The following is an 18219-nucleotide window of genomic DNA, read 5'->3' as shown; positions in this document are numbered from 1 at the left end:
ATGACAGCTATTTATAATGATCTAAAAAATAAGAGAGTTTTTGTTACTGGAGGAGGTTCTGGTATTGGCGCTTCTATCGTTGAACATTTTTGTGAACAAGGATCCCAGGTATTTTTTGTAGATATTAATGAAGAAGCATCAAATCAATTAGTATCAAAATGCAAAAATAAAAATCTGTCTGTACCAACTTTTATAAAGTGTGACTTAATAAATATAAAAGATTTACAAAACACTATATCAAAAATTATTAGTGATAATGGAGCAATTGATATTTTAGTAAATAACGCGGCCAATGATGAAAGGCATTCTATTGATGAAGTAACAGAAGAATTTTGGAATGAAAGAATGAATATTAATTTAAGGCATTATTTTTTTACTGTGCAATCAGTTAAAAAAAGAATGATTCAAAATAAAGGTGGATCTATTATAAATATTGGTTCTGTCTCTTGGATGATAGGACAGGGTGGAATGGCTGCTTATACTGCTGCTAAATCTGGTGTTGTAGGTTTAACAAGATCTTTTGCAAACGACTTAGGAGAATTTGACATAAGAGTAAACTCAGTAGTTCCTGGTTGGGTAATGACAGAAAGACAGGTTGAGAAGTGGTTAACGCCCGAATCTGAGGCAGATATAATGAAAAAGCAGTGTTTAAAACACAAATTGATGCCTTCAGATATTGCAAAAGCTGTTCTGTTTTTTGGGTCTGATGCGTCATCAGGTTGTACTAATCAAGATTATGTAGTCGATAAAGGTTGGTTATAATAAATTCACAAATATGAAAAAAAAAAAATTAAGAAGCAAACAATGGTTTGATAATCCAGCTGACCCAGCGCTGACAGCTTTATATCTAGAGAGATATTTAAACTATGGGATGACTAGAGAAGAGCTGCAATCTGGAAAGCCTATAATTGGAATTGCACAATCGGGTAGTGATCTATCACCATGCAACAGACATTTTCTAGAACTAAGCAGCAGAATTAAAGATGGAATTAGACAAGCAGGAGGTATTCCAATGGAATTTCCAACGCACCCAATTCAAGAAACTGGAAAACGACCTACAGCAGGACTAGATAGAAATTTATCTTATTTATCTTTAGTAGAAGTTTTATTTGGCTATCCTATTGATGGTGTAATTCTGACAACGGGTTGTGATAAGACTACACCAGCAGCATTGATGGCTGCAGCAACTGTAAATATTCCAGCTATAGTTTTATCAGGTGGTCCAATGCTTGATGGAAATTATAAAGGTAAAAAAGTTGGATCTGGAACGGTTGTTTGGGAAGCTAGAAAACTTCATGCAAAAGGAGAAATTACTTATGATGAATTTATGGATATGGTTGCTGCATCAGCACCAAGTATAGGTCACTGTAATACAATGGGGACTGCCTCATCAATGAATTCTATAGCAGAAGCTTTGGGAATGTCTTTAACAGGTTGTGCGGTTATACCCGCTCCATATAGAGAAAGATCACAAATCTCATTTGAGACAGGAAAAAGAATAGTTGATATGGTTCACGAAGATTTAACACCTTCAAAAATTATGACTAAAGAAGCATTTGAAAATGCAATCTTAGTTGCAAGCGCTATTGGTGCATCAAGTAACTGCCCTCCACATCTTACTGCGATAGCAAGACACATGGGTTTAGAATTGGATATAGAAAATTGGCAAACACTAGGTCATGATATTCCACTACTAGTGAATTGTCAGCCAGCAGGAGAACATTTAATGGAAAGATTTTATAGAGCCGGTGGTGTCCCAGCTATCATGCAAGAACTATTAAAAAATAACAAATTACATAAAGGTGTACTTACAGTTTCAGGAAAAACGGTAGAGGAAAATTTAAAAATTGAGATAGATGTTGACGCCGATGTTATAAAATCATTTGCAAATCCATTAGTCGAAAATGCAGGCTATATTGTTATGAGAAGTAATTTTTTTAGTTCTGCTGTTATGAAAACTTCAGTAATAAGTGAAGAGTTTAGAAAAAGATATTTATCAGATCCAAAAAACAAAAATGTATTCGAAGCAAATGCTGTAATATTTGAAGGTCCAGAAGATTATCACGCAAGAATAAACAATGAAAAACTGAACATAGATGAAAATTCAATCTTAATGATTAGAGGGTGTGGGCCAGTTGGTTATCCGGGTTCTGCAGAAGTAGTGAATATGCAACCACCAGATAGATTGTTAAAAAAGGGTATTAATACTCTTCCAACATTAGGAGACGGTAGACAAAGTGGCACCTCAGAAAGTCCATCTATACTGAATGTTTCACCAGAATCAGCTATTGGTGGGGATTTACTGATAGTTCAAACAGGTGATAAAATTAAGATCGATCTTAATAATAGAAGGATAGACTTATTAATATCAGAGACAGAGATTGTTGAGAGAAAAAAGAACACAAAGATCCCAGTATTAAAAAATCAAACACCATGGCAGGAAATTTCAAGAAAAATGGTAGGACAGTTAGAAACAGGAGCATGCCTAGAAACAGAATCTTTATATTTAGATATAACAAACACAAAAGGGATGCCTAGGCATTCACATTAAAAAAGGGAAAATATGAGTAATAGACTAGAAGGTAAAAATATTATTGTAACAGCCGCAGGCCAGGGAATTGGTAAAGCAACTGCTGTAGCATTTCATAATGAAGGTGCAAATGTAACTGCAACAGATTTAAATGATAAAACTTTAGCTGAATTAAATAAAGAATATCCTAAAATTAAAGTTCACACTTTAGACTCAACAGACAATAATGCTATTTTGGAATTTATGACAAGCATAGATAGAGTTGATATTTTGTTCAACGCAGTAGGCTTTGTTCACCATGGAACTATTCTAGATTGTAAAGAAAAAGATTGGGATTTTTCTTTTGATGTGAATATCAAATCTATGTATCAAATGTGTAAAGCAATTTTACCTTTAATGGTTAAGCAGAATGGTGGAAGTATAATTAATGTTTCGTCATGTGCTTCAAGCCTTAAAGGATTTCCAAATAGATTTGTTTATGGAACTACAAAAGGAGCAGTAATTGGCTTAACTAAATCAATAGCTGCAGATTTTGTAAAACAAAATATCAGATGTAATTCTATTGCACCCGGAACAGTATTTTCACCTTCTTGGCAAGATAGAGTTAATCAAAGCTCAGACCCGGTACAAGCTAAGAAAGATTTTATAGCAAGACAGCCAATGGGAAGATTGGGAACAGCAGAAGAAATAGCAGCTGTAGCAGTTTATTTAGCTGGAGACGATGCAACATTTACTACAGGAACCACAATTTCTGTTGATGGTGGAATTTCAATTTAATAAATTAAAAAAAGGATAACTATGAAGCTATTAAGAGTAGGTGTTAAAGGAAAAGAAAAACCAGCAGCATTAGATAAAAATGGAAAAATTAGAGATTTAAGCTCTCATATTACTGATTTAAATTCAGATACTGTAAATTTTGAAACTATTAAAAAATTGGAAAGTGTAGATTTAGAAAATTTACCTGAAATTTCAAATTCTGAAAGAATAGGTGCTTGTATTAATAAACCTGGAAAGTTTTTAGCAATTGGTTTGAATTATTCTGATCATGCTGCAGAGTCAGGTATGGATGCTCCATCAGAACCCATTGTATTCATGAAGGCAACAAGCTCAATTAATGGTCCAAATGATGATATTGAAATTTCAAAAGATTCAAAAGAACTTGATTGGGAAGTTGAATTGGGAATAATTATTGGAAAAGACACTAAAAATATTAGCGAAAAAGAAGCTGAAAGACATATTCTTGGGTATTGTTTAGTAAACGATGTAAGTGAAAGAGAGTGGCAACTTAAAAAGATGGGACAGTGGGTTAAAGGAAAATCACATGACACCTATGGACCGATTGGACCTTATTTGGTCACTAAGAATGAAATCCCTGACATTAACAGTCTTAATTTAAGTTTAGATGTTAATGCACAAAGAATGCAAACTGGGAACACAGATAAGATGATTTTTAATGTTTTCTTCATAGTTGCGTATTTAAGTAATTTTATGACTTTGCAAGCGGGTGATATTATTACTACTGGAACACCTCCAGGAGTGGGTATGGGAAAAAAACCTCAAGTGTTTTTAAAAGCTGGTGACTCAATTAGATTATCGATTGATAATTTAGGTGAACAAAACTCAAAAGTCATAGCTGAATAATTTGAATATCATAACTTCAGAGCCTAAAGTTATATGGAATTCAAAAACAATATTAGGTGAAGGTACCCTATGGGTGCCATCACATAATTCAATTTACTTTGTTGATATTAAGAAAAAAAAAATTTTAATTTTAAATATAAAAACTAATAAAAAAAAAATTATTAAAGTAGATAAAGAAATTGGGTTTCTTGCTCATATTAAAAAAGATATTTTTATACTTGGTTTACAATCAGAGCTTAGAATTATTAATCTTAAAAATAAAGAAACTATTAGATCTATTCCAATTGAAGAAGATATACCTCTAAATAGAATAAATGATGGAAAGATAGACCCTAAAGGTAGACTGTGGTTTGGAACTATGGATAACCCTGAGAGATCCATTAAAAATGGATCTTTATATTGTTTAGACAAAAAACTTAATATTCATAAAGTGGATACAAAATATTACATTACAAATGGACCGGCTTTTATAGATGCAGAAAATTTTTTACACACTGATAGTCGTAGTAAAACAATTTATAAAATTAAAATAAATAAAAAATATAAAATAGTTAAAAAAATAAAATTTTTAAAATTCTCTAAAAAAGATGGCTCACCTGATGGAATGACGATTGACTCAAAAAAAAATATTTGGGTTTGTCATTTTGGTGGAGCGTGTATTTCCGTCTATAATTTAGAAGGTAAAAAAATTCATAAAATTGACTTACCAGCAAAAAATATCACAAATTGTATTTTTGGTGGATTGAATAATAATGATATTTTTGTATCAACTGCCTTAAAAGGTATGAGTAAAAATGAAATTAAAAAATATAAATTTTCAGGCTCTTTATTTAAGATAAAAACAAATATTAAGGGAATTCAGCCAAAATCCTTTAAGATATAATAATAATTATAAAGCAATTAAGCGTAGTTAAGAAAATAGTATAGGTTATATATAAGTTATATGAAGAATATTGGTTTTATTGGAATTGGTCTTATGGGGTTTCCCATGGCAAAAAACCTCCTTAAATCAGGCTATAATTTAAAAGCTTATAATAGATCCCAAGATAAAGCAGATAGATTAAAAGAATTTGGAGCAGAAATATCTACATCTATCAAAAGTGTTGTTACAAATTCTGATGTAGTTATTGCAATGCTTACAGATGATGCTGCGGTAGAGAAAGTAATGGGTAGTGATGAATTTATATCCAACATTAAAGAAAGTGCCACAGTAATTGATATGAGTTCTGTCAATCCCGTTATTACAAAAAAATATGCTGAGATTTTAAAAGAAAAGAATATTAATTATCTAGATGCACCTGTATCTGGAGGAACAATTGGAGCAGAAGAGGCTTCTTTAGCTATCATGGTGGGTGGTGATGAAAAAATATTTAAAGAATGTTATGATCTTCTTAAAATATTAGGCAACCCAACACTAGTAGGCCCAGTCACATCTGGTCAAATTTCAAAACTAGCAAATCAAATAATTGTAGGTGTTACTATTGGAGCTGTAGCAGAAGCAGTTACTTTATGCGAAAAATCTGGAACTAATCCAAGTAAAATGATTGAAGCCTTATCAGGAGGATGGGCTGATAGTAAAATATTACAAACTCATGGAAAAAGAATGATTGGTAAAGATTTCTCACCAAAAGGAAAAACTACAACGCAATTAAAAGATATGACCAATATCATTAATGCTGGAAAAGCTGTTGATACTCATTTGCCCATTTCTAGTTTAATTAAAGAAATGTATAAAGATCTAGTAGCAGAAGGACATGGTAATACTGATCATAGCTCTTTATATAATGCAATTGAAAAAATAAATAAAAAATGAAATTTTTAAGAATTGGAAAAGTAGGACAAGAAATTCCTGTAGCATTAGATAAAGAAGGAAAATATAGAAATTTATCTTCAGTTATTAAAGACCTAAATCCTGAAAGTATTATTTTTGAAACTCTAGATAAAATTAAAGAAATAGATTTGGAGAGTTTGGAAGAGATAAATCAAAATGACAGAATAGGATCTTGCATTACTAAACCAGGTAATTTTTTTGCAATAGGTTTAAATTATGTTGAACACGCAAAAGAAACGGGTGCTACCCCCCCCGAGAACCCAGTTCTATTTAATAAGTCAGTCCACTGTATAGTTGGGCCAAATGACAATGTGATAATACCAAAGGGGTCTAAAAAATTAGATCATGAAGTTGAAATTGCTTTTGTTATTGGAAAAAAAGCTAAAAGAGTATTAGAAAAAGATGCTCAAGATTATATTTTTGGTTATTGTATTTGTAACGACATAAGTGAGCGTGAGTGGCAAAAAGAGAAAGGTGGACAGTGGGTAAAAGGTAAATCTGGGGATACTTTTGGACCATTAGGACCTTATTTAGTTACAAAAGATGAAATTCAAGATGTTAATAATTTAAATTTAACTCTAGATGTAAATGGAAATAGGCATCAAACAGGAAATACAAATCAAATGATTTTTAATTTTAATTTTCTAATAGCTCATATCACAAGTTTTATAACGTTAATGCCTGGTGATATTGTGACCACAGGCACTCCTCCAGGAGTAGGTCTTGGAATGAATCCTCCAATTTTTTTAAAAGGTGGTGATAATATAGAGCTAGCAATTGATAATCTTGGAAGTCAAAATATAAAAGTAGTTACAGAGTAATTTTATATGATTGAATTATTTATAGCTTTTGGAGCAGGTCTTATCAGTTTTTTATCACCTTGCGTTTTACCTTTAATACCAGGTTATATTTCTTTTATTTCAGGAACATCCTTAAATGAATTAATTGAAAAAAAAAAAAATAAACTTAATCCCGTTAATACTATTTACATTAGGATTTTCTTTCGTTTTTATTATGTTTGGTGCTGCAGCCTCTTACTTGGGGCAAGTGCTTTTACAAAACTCACAAAATTTAAGAATAATTGCTGGATTGGTTATTATAATATTTTCTCTTCAATTACTTGGGCTTATAAATATGGGTTTTTTAAATTTTGAAAAAAAGATTTATACTAAAAAAAATAATAATATTTGGTTTTCTTTCATAGTGGGTATGGCCTTTGGTTTTGGATGGACTCCTTGCATTGGACCAATTTTAGGTTCAATTCTGGCATTAGCCTCTACTGAAGAAACAATGTTTAAAGCTGTAATCTTACTTAGTTTTTATTCATTAGGTTTAGCGATACCATTTATTTTATCAGGTTATTTAATGCAAAGATTTTTGATGTTTTCTAAAAACTTTAAAAAGAATATTAATTTAGTATCTAAAATTGGAGGTATAATACTTTTAATTACTGGAATTCTAATCTTAACTAATCAATTACAAGTCTTAGGCTACTATATTTTAAATTCTTTACCATTTTTGCAAAATTTTGGTTAATAGGTTAATAACTATCTATATTTATGAAAATTTATCAAATTGATACAAGTGCTAGAAAAGAAGGCTCTACTTCAAGAGCTTTAGCTAAAAAGTTATTAGACAAAATCAAAAGACCAGAGGACATGGTCGTATATAGAGATCTTAATGATGAGATGATTTTTATATCAAATTTGACAGAGTCTGGAATGAAAATTTCTGAGGGTGAGCAGTCAGAACAACATAAAAAAATGTTCGAATTATCAGATAAATTGGTCTTAGAACTAAAAGAAAGTGATACGATAATAATTTCTGTACCAATCTATAATTTTGGTCCTCCAGCAACATTAAAAGCCTGGGCTGATTTAGCTGCAAGAGTTAAAGAAACTTTTAAATATAATGAGGATGGAAGTAGAGTGGGGTTACTTGAAGATAAACAGGTTTATCTAATAATTACTTCTGGAGGCACAAAGATTAATAGTAAGGATGATTTTTTGACACCCTGGTTAATCCATGTATTAAATTTTTTTGGAATAAAAAAAATAGATATTATTGCTGCTGATCAAATGGCTATTGATTATGAAAAGTCTATTAAATCTGCTGAAGAGCAAATTGATAAAATTAAGCTTTAATCAATATAGATTAAATAGTATGTTTTTTTAGGATGAACTTATTAAATACAAAAAAATATAAGATATACGCTAATTTTTTAAATACATTAGCCAAGGATTTAAACAAGTTCTATTTTTCAAAATTGAATAGAACCTTTAAGGTATCAAATAAGATTAAGGGTAAAGGTTATGACCCTGTTACAACATCAGATAAAGCATTTGAAAAGTTTATACGACTAAAGATAAAGAAAAAATTTCCAAGTCATCAAGTTATAGGTGAAGAATTTGGTCACAAGAAATCTACCAGTGATTATACGTGGGTTATAGATCCTATTGATGGAACAAGATCATTTGTAATTGGTAATCCAACATGGAGTAACTTAATAGCCCTGAACTATAAAGGTAACCCCGTTGTAGGTTTAGCAAATTTTCCAATATTAAATAAATATTATTTAAATTTTGATAATAAAAGTGCTTTTGTTTTTGAAAAGGGTAAAAAAAGAAAAATTTCTGTTTCAAAGAATATACCCTTTAGTCAAATAAAAGTATCTGGAGCTTTTCATGGAGCCCTCTCTTTAAAGCAACAAATGACAATTCCAAAAGTTTTAAAATTAATGCAATTTCCAACAGCTGACGCACTTAGTTATTCTCATTTATGTGAGGGGAAAATTGATGTTGTCTTTCAGGCTACTAATAAAATTTGGGATATTCATCCATTGATGCCAATAATAAAAGCTGCAGGAGGTATTGTTTCAACATGGGATAATAGAGATGCAGTTAATGCTGGAAGTATTCTAGTTTCAGCTAATCAATCTATTCATAATAAAATGCTTAAGCTTTTAAAACCAGTTTCAAAATAAATGCATACAAGAGCAAAAAAAATATTAGATTTTTGGTTTAAAGACACTCCACCAAAAAAAAGATTCCAAAAACATAAAGATTTTGATGAATTAATTAAAGAAAACTTTTTAAAAGATTATGAATTAGCAAGTACAAACGAATATGACGATTGGCAAGACACTTCCCTTGGATCTTTGGCTCTAGTTATTTTGTTTGATCAATTTTCAAGAAATATGTTTAGAGATGATCCAAAAGCTTTTATCCAAGATCATAAAGCAAGGTTGATAGTTAACGACTCTGTTTATGCAGGCTTTTTAGATGAAATGGATCAAGATCAAAGACTTTTTATGATATTACCACTAATTCACAGTGAAGAGATCACAGATCATGATATGGCCTATTATCTACTAGATAAATTCTTAAAAGATCATCCAGGTTTAATCTCTATAAAAAAATCTTGGAAAGATCACACCTTAGTAATAAAGAAATTTCATAGATATCCTCATCGAAACTTAGTGTTAGATAGAAAATCTACTCCTGAGGAAATAGAGTTTCTAGCTCAACCAAATTCATCCTGGTAAAATGTTCACTAAGTGAACAGATAAAATAAAGTATTCAATCTTTGCATTGCTGTAGTGACAATAAGTCATTTTAATATTTCAAAGTGTCGTCTATAAGGGGTCTACAAAATTCAAAAATTAACATTATCTTCTCTCTCTATTAGATAGTTAATATTAGCTTCCCTCGAAAGAGGGAAGTTTCTTATTGTCATCATCTCCACTGAATAATATAAATTTTAAATGAACTTCAAATTTGTTTATAAAATATGTACCAAATCTGAATGGCAAGAAATTAAGAGCAAGGGTCAATTAACAGGTTCTAAAAAAGATTTAGAAGATGGTTACATTCACTTTTCAGGTGACGATCAAGTTGCCGGAACGCTTAAAAAATTTTACCAAAACCAAAAAGATTTAATTTTATTAAAGGTAGATACGTTAAAGCTAGATCATTTAGTTTGGGAACAAGCATCAGATGGAAATATGTTTCCACATTTATATTCACCACTAGATATTTCTAATGTAGTAAATGAATTTGATATTACTTTAAATGATGATGGTATTCACGTTTTGCCATCTATTTTTTAACTTATCTTTTAAGGGGTTCACCCTTTCGGAAAGCCCAAAAGAGTTCCCCTGTAAGTTAGCGGTATGCGCCAAAATCCATAATAATGGACTTTATATTTTTTCGATCTTAATTAGTCTTTGATTATTTAATTACACCAGTTATGTGTCAGGTGGTGATAAATTCATAATCGACCTCCTTTATATATATTCACACAATAACATTTTCAAACATTGCATTCAAAACATTTATTTTACTTTATGTTAAATATATTTATTGAATTAAATTTTGATAAATAATAAAGTTTCGATAATTTAAAAAACTCTTCTTACAATATTTTTTTCCGTAAAATTTTTACAATTCTTTTATAACTAATCTTTTGAGGCAATTTTATTAACTAGAGGTCTTATAATTGGAGCTAAAGTAATAGCTGCAAATAATGCTACAGGAAAAGCAAATAACCAAGAGTTAAAATATCTTTCAATAAAACCATCACCAATGCCAGTGTTCACCGCAGTAACTACACCACTCATTATAACGCTCATTCCAAATGACATAAAAATCATAAATAAAGTTTGAGAATATTTTTTTGAAAGCATAATTAATTATTTCCTAACAAGTTAACCATTAATACACCTATTATAATTAAACCCAAACCAATCATTGAATAAAGATTTGGCATTTGATTGAATCTAATTACACCAACAATTACAGTTGAAATAATTGTTAATCCAGCAAATGATGCATAAGTTATCCCCATTGGAATATTTTTCATTACCATTGAAAGTGCATACATACATAAAACGATTGTGATTCCTGTGATAATACTTGGAAAGAGAAGGGTAAAGCCTTCAGCACTTTTTGCAAAACTATTTGATGTGACTCCTAAAAAAACAGCTAAAATCAGAAATAAATATGAAGTTGTCATGTTCATTTAATTACCTTAAATGAAATCTTTTTAAAATTATATAACTACTTTAAAACCTTCAAAATCAGGCAACCCTACATATCCATCAAAATCGGGGGGTCCAAGATATAAATTTCCTTCTAGTGTAGGATTTTTATGTGCTAATTGAAACGAGTTAGATTTTGTCCAGTTAATAAAGTCACTCTCGGTATTCCATTCACTATGAAAAATATAAAGAGAGAATTCTTTATTTACCTCACCTTTGAATAAGTTGAATTTCTTAAAGCCTTTCACACCATGAGTCTCTTGTTCACGATTTTTCCAAACTGTTTCAAATTCATTTTCTTTGCCAGACATAACTTGAAGTCTACTTATTGCTAAATACATAAAACCCTATTTATTTATTATTTAAAGTTGGGACACTTAAGCAAATCCCAACTCTATTAATTAAGGAGATTTATCTTACAATCCATGTAGTCAAAATATACATGAAGCATTACCGTAACAAACAGTGCTTTTATTAATCTTTTTAATTACCACCAACCCATTACTCTGCCATTACCAGCAATAATTAAGAGACAAGTTAGAATATGAAGCAGAACCTAGAATGTTCTAAAAGCTAATGCTTTCTTCACATCTGTTTGTTTAATAGGTAAAAACTCAGGCTTATCTTCATCATTAATACCAATTGGCATTCCAACTGTTCTAGCCCATATTTTTAACCAACGCCTTTGACCAGTCATATTTTTAACTTTTGTATTATTTATTAATTTTGTAACTACGTTTATTGTAAATGATTTAAAAAAGTAGTGCAATTTTAGAAAAACTATTTGATGTACCCCCTAAAATAACAGCTAATATTAAGGACACGAACGAAGTAGTGAGATTCATTTAGCTACTTTAAATGAAATCCCACTAAATATATAAAATTATTTGTTAACTTTTAAAAAGCTCCATAGCTTTACCTAATAATTCTTCTGATTTTGCATGATCACCAGCATCATGAGCTGCCATACCTTGATCTCTTAGCATTTGTGCTTCTGCAATTTTATCATCTATACTTTTTGCCATCATTGGGCAAGAACCTGCATAAACTGAACTTGTGAAAAGTACTAAGAATAATGTTATTACTATTTTTTTCATATTTTCCTTTGTTTGATTAATTAACCAAACAATAGGAAAATAATAAGTTTTTGATATAACCAACATTGTCACTTTGCATGTGCAAAATGACCCAACTAGTTATTTAGGTATTTTTAAAGACTAATATTGTTATTGTCTATTTATGATTGAAAAGTTTAATGGAGTTTTTTATTTAATATTATTTGTAATACATTTTTTAGGTATAGGTATTTATGCTTATCAAATGATTATTGGAAACCAAAAATTTAGAGAAAAATTTCAAATAGACAAGACAGCTGCAACTGTTATGCGGATGACAGGTGCAATATTTCTAGGTTCTTTCTTGATGGCATTATATATTATGTTTGTAAGACCAAATGGTGTCGAAGCAACGTGGGCATTTTTCAATTTAGTTTTTGTTCAAAATTTTTCTATCTTTATAGTTAATACTTACTCAATTAAGATCGATAAGACGGGTGTTATGAACGATTCAAATGAAGCTGTAATCGCTCCTTTAGTTTTTACAATTATTAGCGCAGTTCTTTGTTATGGATTAGCAGATAAAATTTATATGTATTAAAGCCAGTTAGGAAAAGGCAAACCTTTTTCTTCTAGAAATTTTTTATTAAACATTTTAGTAGCGTACTTTTCACTTTTATCACAAAGTATTGTAACGATAGTTTTTCCAGGACCTAATTCTTTACCCATTCTAATCGCACCAGCAATATTAATTCCACAGCTAGTGCCAAGGCTTAAACCTTCATTTTCAATTAAATCGTAAAGTATAGGAAGTGCCTCATGGTCATCAATAGAGTAGGCGTCATCAATTTTAGCATCTTCAAAGTTTTTAGTAATTCGACTTGAACCAATTCCTTCAGTAATAGACCCACCTTCAGATTTTAATTCACCATTTTTTATATAATTATAAAGAGCTGAGCCTTTAGGGTCTGACAAGTAAATTTTAATATCTTTATTTTTTTCTTTAAGGGCATTACTTACTCCTGAAATTGTTCCACCTGTTCCAGACGAACATACAAATCCATCAACTTTACCTTCAGTTTGTTCCCAAATTTCTTTACCTGTTGTTTCATAATGACCTTTAGCATTAGCAACGTTGTCAAACTGATTGGCCCAAACAACTCCATTGTTATTTGTTGGTCTTAGTTCATCAGCAAGTTTTGCTGCAACTTTTACAAAGTTTGCATCATCTTTATAGGGTTTAGCTGGAACTAATCTTAAATCAGCACCAATATTTCTAAGTAAATCTTTTTTTTCTTGGGTTTGATTATCATTCATTACAATAATTGTTTTATAACCAAGTGAATTACCAAGTAGACATAAGCCTATTCCTGTATTTCCAGCTGTACCTTCAACTATTGTTCCACCTTTAGAAATTAATTTTTTACTCTCAGCATCTTTAATTAAAGCTAGTGCTGCTCTATCTTTAACAGATCCACCTGGATTCATAAACTCAGCTTTACCATAAATATTACATCCAGTAATTTCTGACGCAGCTCTAAGTTTGATAAGTGGAGTATTACCTATTCCTGAAATAAAATTGTCTTGAATAATTTTCATTAACTAGAAGTATCTTTATTTGTTTCCTCAACAGCATAAGGTTTAAATTCTTCAGTTGCTGTTCCAACATTTTTAGCTGGTATTCCAACCATTACGGCGTTTTCTGGAACATCTTTAGTAACTACAGCATTTGCTCCAACTTTAGCATTGGCACCTATCATCACAGGTCCTAATATTTGTGCACCAGAACCAACAACAACACAATCATTTAATGTTGGGTGCCTCTTAACTTGTCTTTGATCATTTGAATTAATACTTGGAGCAATCCCACCTAATGTTGCCATATGATAAATAGTTACATTGTTTCCAATTTCAGATGTTTCACCAATAACAACGCCCATACCATGATCAATGAAAAGGTTTCTTCCAATTTTTGCACCTGGGTGAATTTCAATTCCAGTTAAAAATCTTGATAATTGTGAAATTATTCTTGCTACTAAATGAAACTTAGCAAGGTGAAAAAAATTAGCAATTTTGTGAAAAAAAACTGCTTTAACACCAGGATAAGTTAAAATTAAACTTAACTTAGATTTTGCCGCAGGATCTCTATCTATTATAGATTGTAAAAAGTCATTCATGAATTTAGCTTTTATTGATTAAAATATTATATTGGACTATATAGTCATTGTATAACGAATTTAAAGAGGAGAAACTTATGTACAAAAACACAAATTGCTTCCATCTAGCAGTACCATGTGGAGATCTTGAAGTAGCAAAAAAATTTTACAGCGAGACGTTAGGCTGTAGATTGGATAATTCAGCACAAGAGTGGGCAGATGTAGACTTTTGGGGAAATGAATTAACTCTTCATGCAAGTGAACATAAAATGGATAGTGAAAGACACGATGTTGATATGGGTAATGTTTCTGTTCCACATTTCGGTGTTCATTTATCTAGAAAAGATTTTAATGCTCTTAAGCAAAGATTAAAAGACAATGGTGCCAAATATTACGATGAACCTTATTTAAGATTTAAAGGTACCAAATATGAGCAAGAGACATTTTTTGTTAAAGACCCTAATGAAAATATTTTAGAGATTAAAACATTAACTGCTAATGCAGATTAATGGCTTCTGATTATAAATCTATAGCAAGCAAGATTAAGTTTGAAGGTAGAGCTTTTATTGATGGTAAGTACGTTGATGCTATTGATGGTGAAAAGTTTGAAAATATAAACCCTGCAACAGGTGAAACTCTTTGTTCTGTTGCAAAATGTAATCATAAAGATGTAGACCTTGCTGTTAAAGTTTCAAGAAAAGCTTTTAATAGTGGTGTTTGGTCTAGAACATCTCCAGAATTTAGAAAAGATATTTTATTAAAGTTTGCAGAATTATTAAGACAAACTGGTGAAGAAAATTCTGTTCTTGAATGTATCGATACAGGAAAATTAATTGGAGACTGCATTAATGAGGTTGCAAATGATGCTCCAATGCATTTTCAGTGGTATGGAGAATTAATAGATAAAGTATTTGGTAAAGTTGGTCCAACCGAGCCATCACTAACTAGTTTAATTGTTAAAGAGCCAATTGGTGTTGTTGCTGGAGTTGTTCCATGGAATTTCCCTTTGATGATGGCAGTTTGGAAAATGGCGCCAGCATTAGCTGCTGGTTGTTCAGTTATAATTAAGCCAGCAGAAGATACTCCACTAACTGCAATTAGAGTTGCTCAAATTGCAAAAGAAGCTGGTATTCCAGATGGAGTTTTAAATATTGTTCCAGGTTTTGGTGACGTGGGTGAAGCACTTGGTAGACACCCAGATGTTGATGCAGTTTCATTTACAGGCTCAACAGAAGTTGGTGGACTATTCATGAAATACTCTGGTGAAAGTAATTTAAAAACAATTGGTTTAGAGATGGGTGGAAAAAGTCCATTTATCGTTTTAGAAGATGCAAAGATCACAGATGATTTAATTGATAACGCTGTTAACTCAGCTTTTTGGAACGGTGGTCAAAACTGTTCTGCAAATATGAGGCAGATTATTCATAGCAAAGTTAAAGATGAATTTTTAGACAAAGTTTCAAAAAAAATAAAAGCTCTTAAAGCTGGAGATCCATTAGATCCAGAAAGTAATATGGGGTCAATGATTTCTAAAAAACATTTAGCAACAGTTGATGGGTATATTCAAAAAGGAATTGATGAAGGGGCAAAACTTTTATTGGGTGGTGTTTCGGGTGAAAACCAAAAAGGGTTTTTTGCAAAACCAACACTTTTTGATGATTTAAATGAAAGTATGACAATTGCTCAAGAAGAAATTTTTGGACCAGTATTAGGGGTTCTTACGATTAATAGTGATGAAGAGGCATTAAAGATTGCAAGCAATTCAAAGTATGGATTACATGCAAGTGTTTTTACTCAAGATATTGATAGAGCTTTTCATATGGCTAAAAGCCTACCTTGTGGAACTGTTTCTGTTAATACTTTTTCTGAAGGAGACATTAAAACACCTTTTGGTGGATATAGACAATCTGGTTCATTAAGTAGAGATCAAGGTACAGAAGCGTTGGATCAATACCTGCAAACTAAAACTATTTGGATTAGTCACTCTTAATAATAATAATGAACTTTCTTATATTAGGTTTTTTAACCAGTATGAGCCTAATTTTAGCTATCGGAGCACAAAATATATTTGTCATAGAGCAAGGTTTAAAAAAAAAAAATATTTTTTTTATTTGTTTAATTTGTTCAATTTCAGATTTATTATTAATTTTTTTAGGAATTTTTCTCTTTCATGTTTTTATTCAATATTTTAATTCTACAGTTGAATTAACTTTTAACGTTCTTTTAATTGTTTTTTTACTGCATTTTATTTATACAAAGGTTGCTATCTTTAATAAAAATATTAATTTTACTAGCAAAGACAGTAAATCTTCAAAATATAATATCTTATTAAAAACATTAGGTTTTACATACTTAAATCCTCATGTTTATTCAGATACTGTTTTTATCTTAGGAAATTTTTCAAAAAATTTTTTGTTAGATGAAAAAATTATGTTTGGAATTGGTGCATCAATAGCATCGTTCTTATTTTTTTTTATATTAGGTTATTTATCTAAACTTTTATCTAGTTATGTACAAAATAAAAAAATTTGGAATATAATAAATATATCTATATTGATATATATGAGTTTATTAACAATCTATATTTTTGTAGATACCGTAAGTAACTAAAGATAATTATATTTTTTTTAGAATATAAACATGCCTATTTTTATTGTAATCAAGGTTATAAATTTCAACAATATTAAATGTTTTTTTAATTATATTTTCAAAATTTTCTTTTGTAAAATTATTATATAGATCAATATTTGAACTTGCTAATTCTAAAAATTTATCATCTTTGTTGCTTACAAATTCAAAAATCAAGTGAGTTTTTGTAAGCTTTGCGAGTAGATCAATTATATCAATCAGAGGTATTCTATCTATAGTTATTAAATGATGAATAATACCAAAAAAAATAACTGTGTCATAGTAGTTTATATTTTTTTTTATATATCCGTATGTTTCTTTATTGTCCCAGCCAATACTGGGCGTTGGATTTGAAATATTAACGTTTGATAGAGTTATATTTTCATTTCGAAGTTTTTTTTGTATTAAGTTAATGCAATTTTCATCAATATCTATTCCATATGTCTCGTCACTATATCTTGCTGCTAAAAATAAAAACTCACCAGTATTACAACCAACATCCAAAACTTTACCCTTGTGAGACTGGAAAAAATCTTCAATAATATTTTTTTTAATTATTATGTCTTGATTGGAGTAGTGATCTCTTTTATTGGTATAATTCGTCCAAAACGAAGATGATAAAGGCTCTAGTGTTAAAAGTTTTTTTTTTAGTCTTTTTAATATGATTAGTAAAATTTTTTGATTTAACTCAACATTAGAAGACTTTTTTTTATGGTTATTTAATTTTGATGATTTAAAAAAAGATGGGGTAAGAACAAATTCTAAATAAAGAGTTGATTTAAAAATCTTTATACCTAGTTTTTTTTTAGCATCTGCTGGATAAATTCCATCTCTTTCTGTAATAAATAATTTAGACGTAGAAATCCCTAGTTCTTTATTCAAAATCAAAGGAGTAATAAAGTGTCTTATAAATTGACCATAAGCAATCCACGTATTCTCACCGTTCCATTTCTCAAAACTTCCAATATCTAAAAATATTGGCTTTCCATGATGAAAAACAATATTCCATGATGAGGCATCTTTTAACATGAAGCCATTTTTTAAACATTCTATCGCAATATCTAGTGTGAGTTTTCCAGCTAAAAAGAGCTGATAGGAAGACATTTCAGTGACCTCAGTAAAATTTTCTAATTTTTTATGACACATAGTTATTTGATTGTTTTTTTTATCAATCAATGAATTTTGTATCAATTTACTCTCAATCATTTTTTTAAAAAATTCTTTTTCAAATAATTCACTATAAAATAATGCGTTAGATGAATTTAATTTTCTAATTATTTTGTCATTTTCATCAAAAACTGCAGATAAAGGATCTCTAAAAGATAGTCTTTTCATAAATT

General features: G+C 30.1%; 23 protein-coding genes and 1 pseudogene. 16 read left to right on the top strand and 8 right to left on the bottom strand.

Annotated features, from left to right (window positions below):
• From ABXT65_RS04405 to ABXT65_RS04350, 12 genes and pseudogenes are all read left to right on the top strand, one after another.
• Complete coding sequence (locus ABXT65_RS04405) at positions 1-762, top strand: SDR family NAD(P)-dependent oxidoreductase (protein WP_415322513.1); 762 nt, start codon at positions 1-3, stop codon at positions 760-762.
• A 13-nt stretch (positions 763-775) separates the two neighbouring features.
• Positions 776-2551, top strand: coding sequence for an IlvD/Edd family dehydratase (locus ABXT65_RS04400; RefSeq protein WP_415322512.1), 1776 nt, complete (start codon positions 776-778; stop codon positions 2549-2551).
• A 12-nt stretch (positions 2552-2563) separates the two neighbouring features.
• Positions 2564-3307, top strand: a complete 744-nt coding sequence (locus tag ABXT65_RS04395; protein ID WP_415322511.1) for an SDR family oxidoreductase — start codon at positions 2564-2566, stop codon at positions 3305-3307.
• Between the two features lie 21 nt (positions 3308-3328).
• Positions 3329-4171 (top strand): fumarylacetoacetate hydrolase family protein, encoded by an 843-nt coding sequence (locus ABXT65_RS04390; protein ID WP_415322510.1) that lies wholly within the window; start codon positions 3329-3331, stop codon positions 4169-4171.
• Between the two features lies 1 nt (position 4172).
• A complete protein-coding gene (locus ABXT65_RS04385; RefSeq protein ID WP_415322509.1) occupies positions 4173-5054 on the top strand; it encodes an SMP-30/gluconolactonase/LRE family protein in 882 nt (293 codons plus the stop codon).
• Between the two features lie 60 nt (positions 5055-5114).
• Positions 5115-5984: an NAD(P)-dependent oxidoreductase gene (locus ABXT65_RS04380; RefSeq protein WP_415322508.1), complete on the top strand. Its 870-nt coding sequence runs from the start codon at positions 5115-5117 to the stop codon at positions 5982-5984.
• On the top strand, positions 5981-6823 hold the full coding sequence (locus ABXT65_RS04375; RefSeq protein WP_415322506.1) for a fumarylacetoacetate hydrolase family protein: 843 nt from the start codon (positions 5981-5983) through the stop codon (positions 6821-6823). Before ABXT65_RS04380 ends, ABXT65_RS04375 begins: the two co-directional genes overlap by 4 nt.
• A gap of 6 nt (positions 6824-6829) precedes the next feature.
• A pseudogene (locus ABXT65_RS04370) lies at positions 6830-7538 on the top strand (cytochrome c biogenesis CcdA family protein).
• A gap of 23 nt (positions 7539-7561) precedes the next feature.
• Positions 7562-8146 carry an FMN-dependent NADH-azoreductase gene (locus tag ABXT65_RS04365; protein WP_415322504.1) on the top strand — a complete coding sequence of 195 codons (585 nt, stop codon included), beginning with the start codon at positions 7562-7564 and terminating at the stop codon, positions 8144-8146.
• Between the two features lie 32 nt (positions 8147-8178).
• Positions 8179-8985 carry an inositol monophosphatase family protein gene (locus ABXT65_RS04360; RefSeq protein ID WP_415322503.1) on the top strand — a complete coding sequence of 269 codons (807 nt, stop codon included), beginning with the start codon at positions 8179-8181 and terminating at the stop codon, positions 8983-8985.
• On the top strand, positions 8986-9546 hold the full coding sequence (locus ABXT65_RS04355) for a DUF924 family protein (protein WP_415286827.1): 561 nt from the start codon (positions 8986-8988) through the stop codon (positions 9544-9546).
• 219 nt (positions 9547-9765) lie between these two features.
• Positions 9766-10110, top strand: coding sequence for a DUF952 domain-containing protein (locus ABXT65_RS04350; protein ID WP_415322501.1), 345 nt, complete (start codon positions 9766-9768; stop codon positions 10108-10110).
• 348 nt (positions 10111-10458) lie between these two features.
• Here the strand turns inward: ABXT65_RS04350 and ABXT65_RS04345 are convergent, their stop codons facing one another.
• From ABXT65_RS04345 to ABXT65_RS04325, 5 genes are all read right to left on the bottom strand, one after another.
• Positions 10459-10686 carry a DUF2798 domain-containing protein gene (locus ABXT65_RS04345; protein WP_415322499.1) on the bottom strand — a complete coding sequence of 76 codons (228 nt, stop codon included), beginning with the start codon at positions 10684-10686 and terminating at the stop codon, positions 10459-10461.
• Between the two features lie 2 nt (positions 10687-10688).
• Positions 10689-11021: a DMT family transporter gene (locus ABXT65_RS04340; RefSeq protein WP_415284131.1), complete on the bottom strand. Its 333-nt coding sequence runs from the start codon at positions 11019-11021 to the stop codon at positions 10689-10691.
• A gap of 30 nt (positions 11022-11051) precedes the next feature.
• A complete protein-coding gene (locus ABXT65_RS04335) occupies positions 11052-11381 on the bottom strand; it encodes an antibiotic biosynthesis monooxygenase family protein (RefSeq protein WP_415322497.1) in 330 nt (109 codons plus the stop codon).
• Positions 11382-11596: 215 nt separating this feature from the next.
• Positions 11597-11809, bottom strand: coding sequence for a hypothetical protein (locus tag ABXT65_RS04330; protein WP_415322496.1), 213 nt, complete (start codon positions 11807-11809; stop codon positions 11597-11599).
• A 121-nt stretch (positions 11810-11930) separates the two neighbouring features.
• A complete protein-coding gene (locus ABXT65_RS04325) occupies positions 11931-12137 on the bottom strand; it encodes a hypothetical protein (RefSeq protein WP_168606465.1) in 207 nt (68 codons plus the stop codon).
• Between the two features lie 142 nt (positions 12138-12279).
• Between ABXT65_RS04325 and ABXT65_RS04320 the strand changes: the two genes are divergently transcribed.
• Positions 12280-12696, top strand: a complete 417-nt coding sequence (locus tag ABXT65_RS04320; RefSeq protein WP_415322494.1) for a hypothetical protein — start codon at positions 12280-12282, stop codon at positions 12694-12696.
• On the opposite strand, the gene ABXT65_RS04315 is transcribed toward ABXT65_RS04320, so the two are convergent.
• Positions 12693-13694: a cysteine synthase A gene (locus ABXT65_RS04315; RefSeq protein ID WP_415322493.1), complete on the bottom strand. Its 1002-nt coding sequence runs from the start codon at positions 13692-13694 to the stop codon at positions 12693-12695. The two genes, ABXT65_RS04320 and ABXT65_RS04315, sit on opposite strands and share 4 nt — an antisense overlap.
• Positions 13694-14272: a serine O-acetyltransferase EpsC gene (gene epsC, locus ABXT65_RS04310; RefSeq protein ID WP_415322491.1), complete on the bottom strand. Its 579-nt coding sequence runs from the start codon at positions 14270-14272 to the stop codon at positions 13694-13696. The genes ABXT65_RS04315 and epsC overlap by 1 nt, the downstream gene beginning before the upstream one ends.
• Positions 14273-14349: 77 nt before the next feature.
• On the opposite strand from epsC, the gene ABXT65_RS04305 reads away from it, so the two are divergent.
• Genes ABXT65_RS04305 through ABXT65_RS04295 form a run of 3 tightly spaced genes read left to right on the top strand, consistent with a single transcriptional unit; the run spans position 14350 to position 16861 of the window.
• A complete protein-coding gene (locus ABXT65_RS04305; protein ID WP_415284124.1) occupies positions 14350-14760 on the top strand; it encodes a VOC family protein in 411 nt (136 codons plus the stop codon).
• Positions 14760-16241, top strand: coding sequence for an aldehyde dehydrogenase (locus tag ABXT65_RS04300; protein WP_415322489.1), 1482 nt, complete (start codon positions 14760-14762; stop codon positions 16239-16241). The genes ABXT65_RS04305 and ABXT65_RS04300 overlap by 1 nt, the downstream gene beginning before the upstream one ends.
• An 8-nt stretch (positions 16242-16249) precedes the next feature.
• Positions 16250-16861, top strand: coding sequence for a LysE/ArgO family amino acid transporter (locus tag ABXT65_RS04295; RefSeq protein ID WP_415322487.1), 612 nt, complete (start codon positions 16250-16252; stop codon positions 16859-16861).
• A gap of 6 nt (positions 16862-16867) precedes the next feature.
• On the opposite strand, the gene ABXT65_RS04290 is transcribed toward ABXT65_RS04295, so the two are convergent.
• Positions 16868-18214, bottom strand: a complete 1347-nt coding sequence (locus tag ABXT65_RS04290) for a class I SAM-dependent methyltransferase (RefSeq protein WP_415322485.1) — start codon at positions 18212-18214, stop codon at positions 16868-16870.
• Positions 18215-18219: the final 5 nt, after the last annotated feature.

Source organism: Candidatus Pelagibacter sp. Uisw_127 (assembly GCF_047722515.1).
Lineage (GTDB): Bacteria > Pseudomonadota > Alphaproteobacteria > Pelagibacterales > Pelagibacteraceae > Pelagibacter.
The sequence above is the reverse complement of the archived record's forward strand: the minus strand, read 5'-3'. Positions and strand labels throughout refer to the sequence as shown.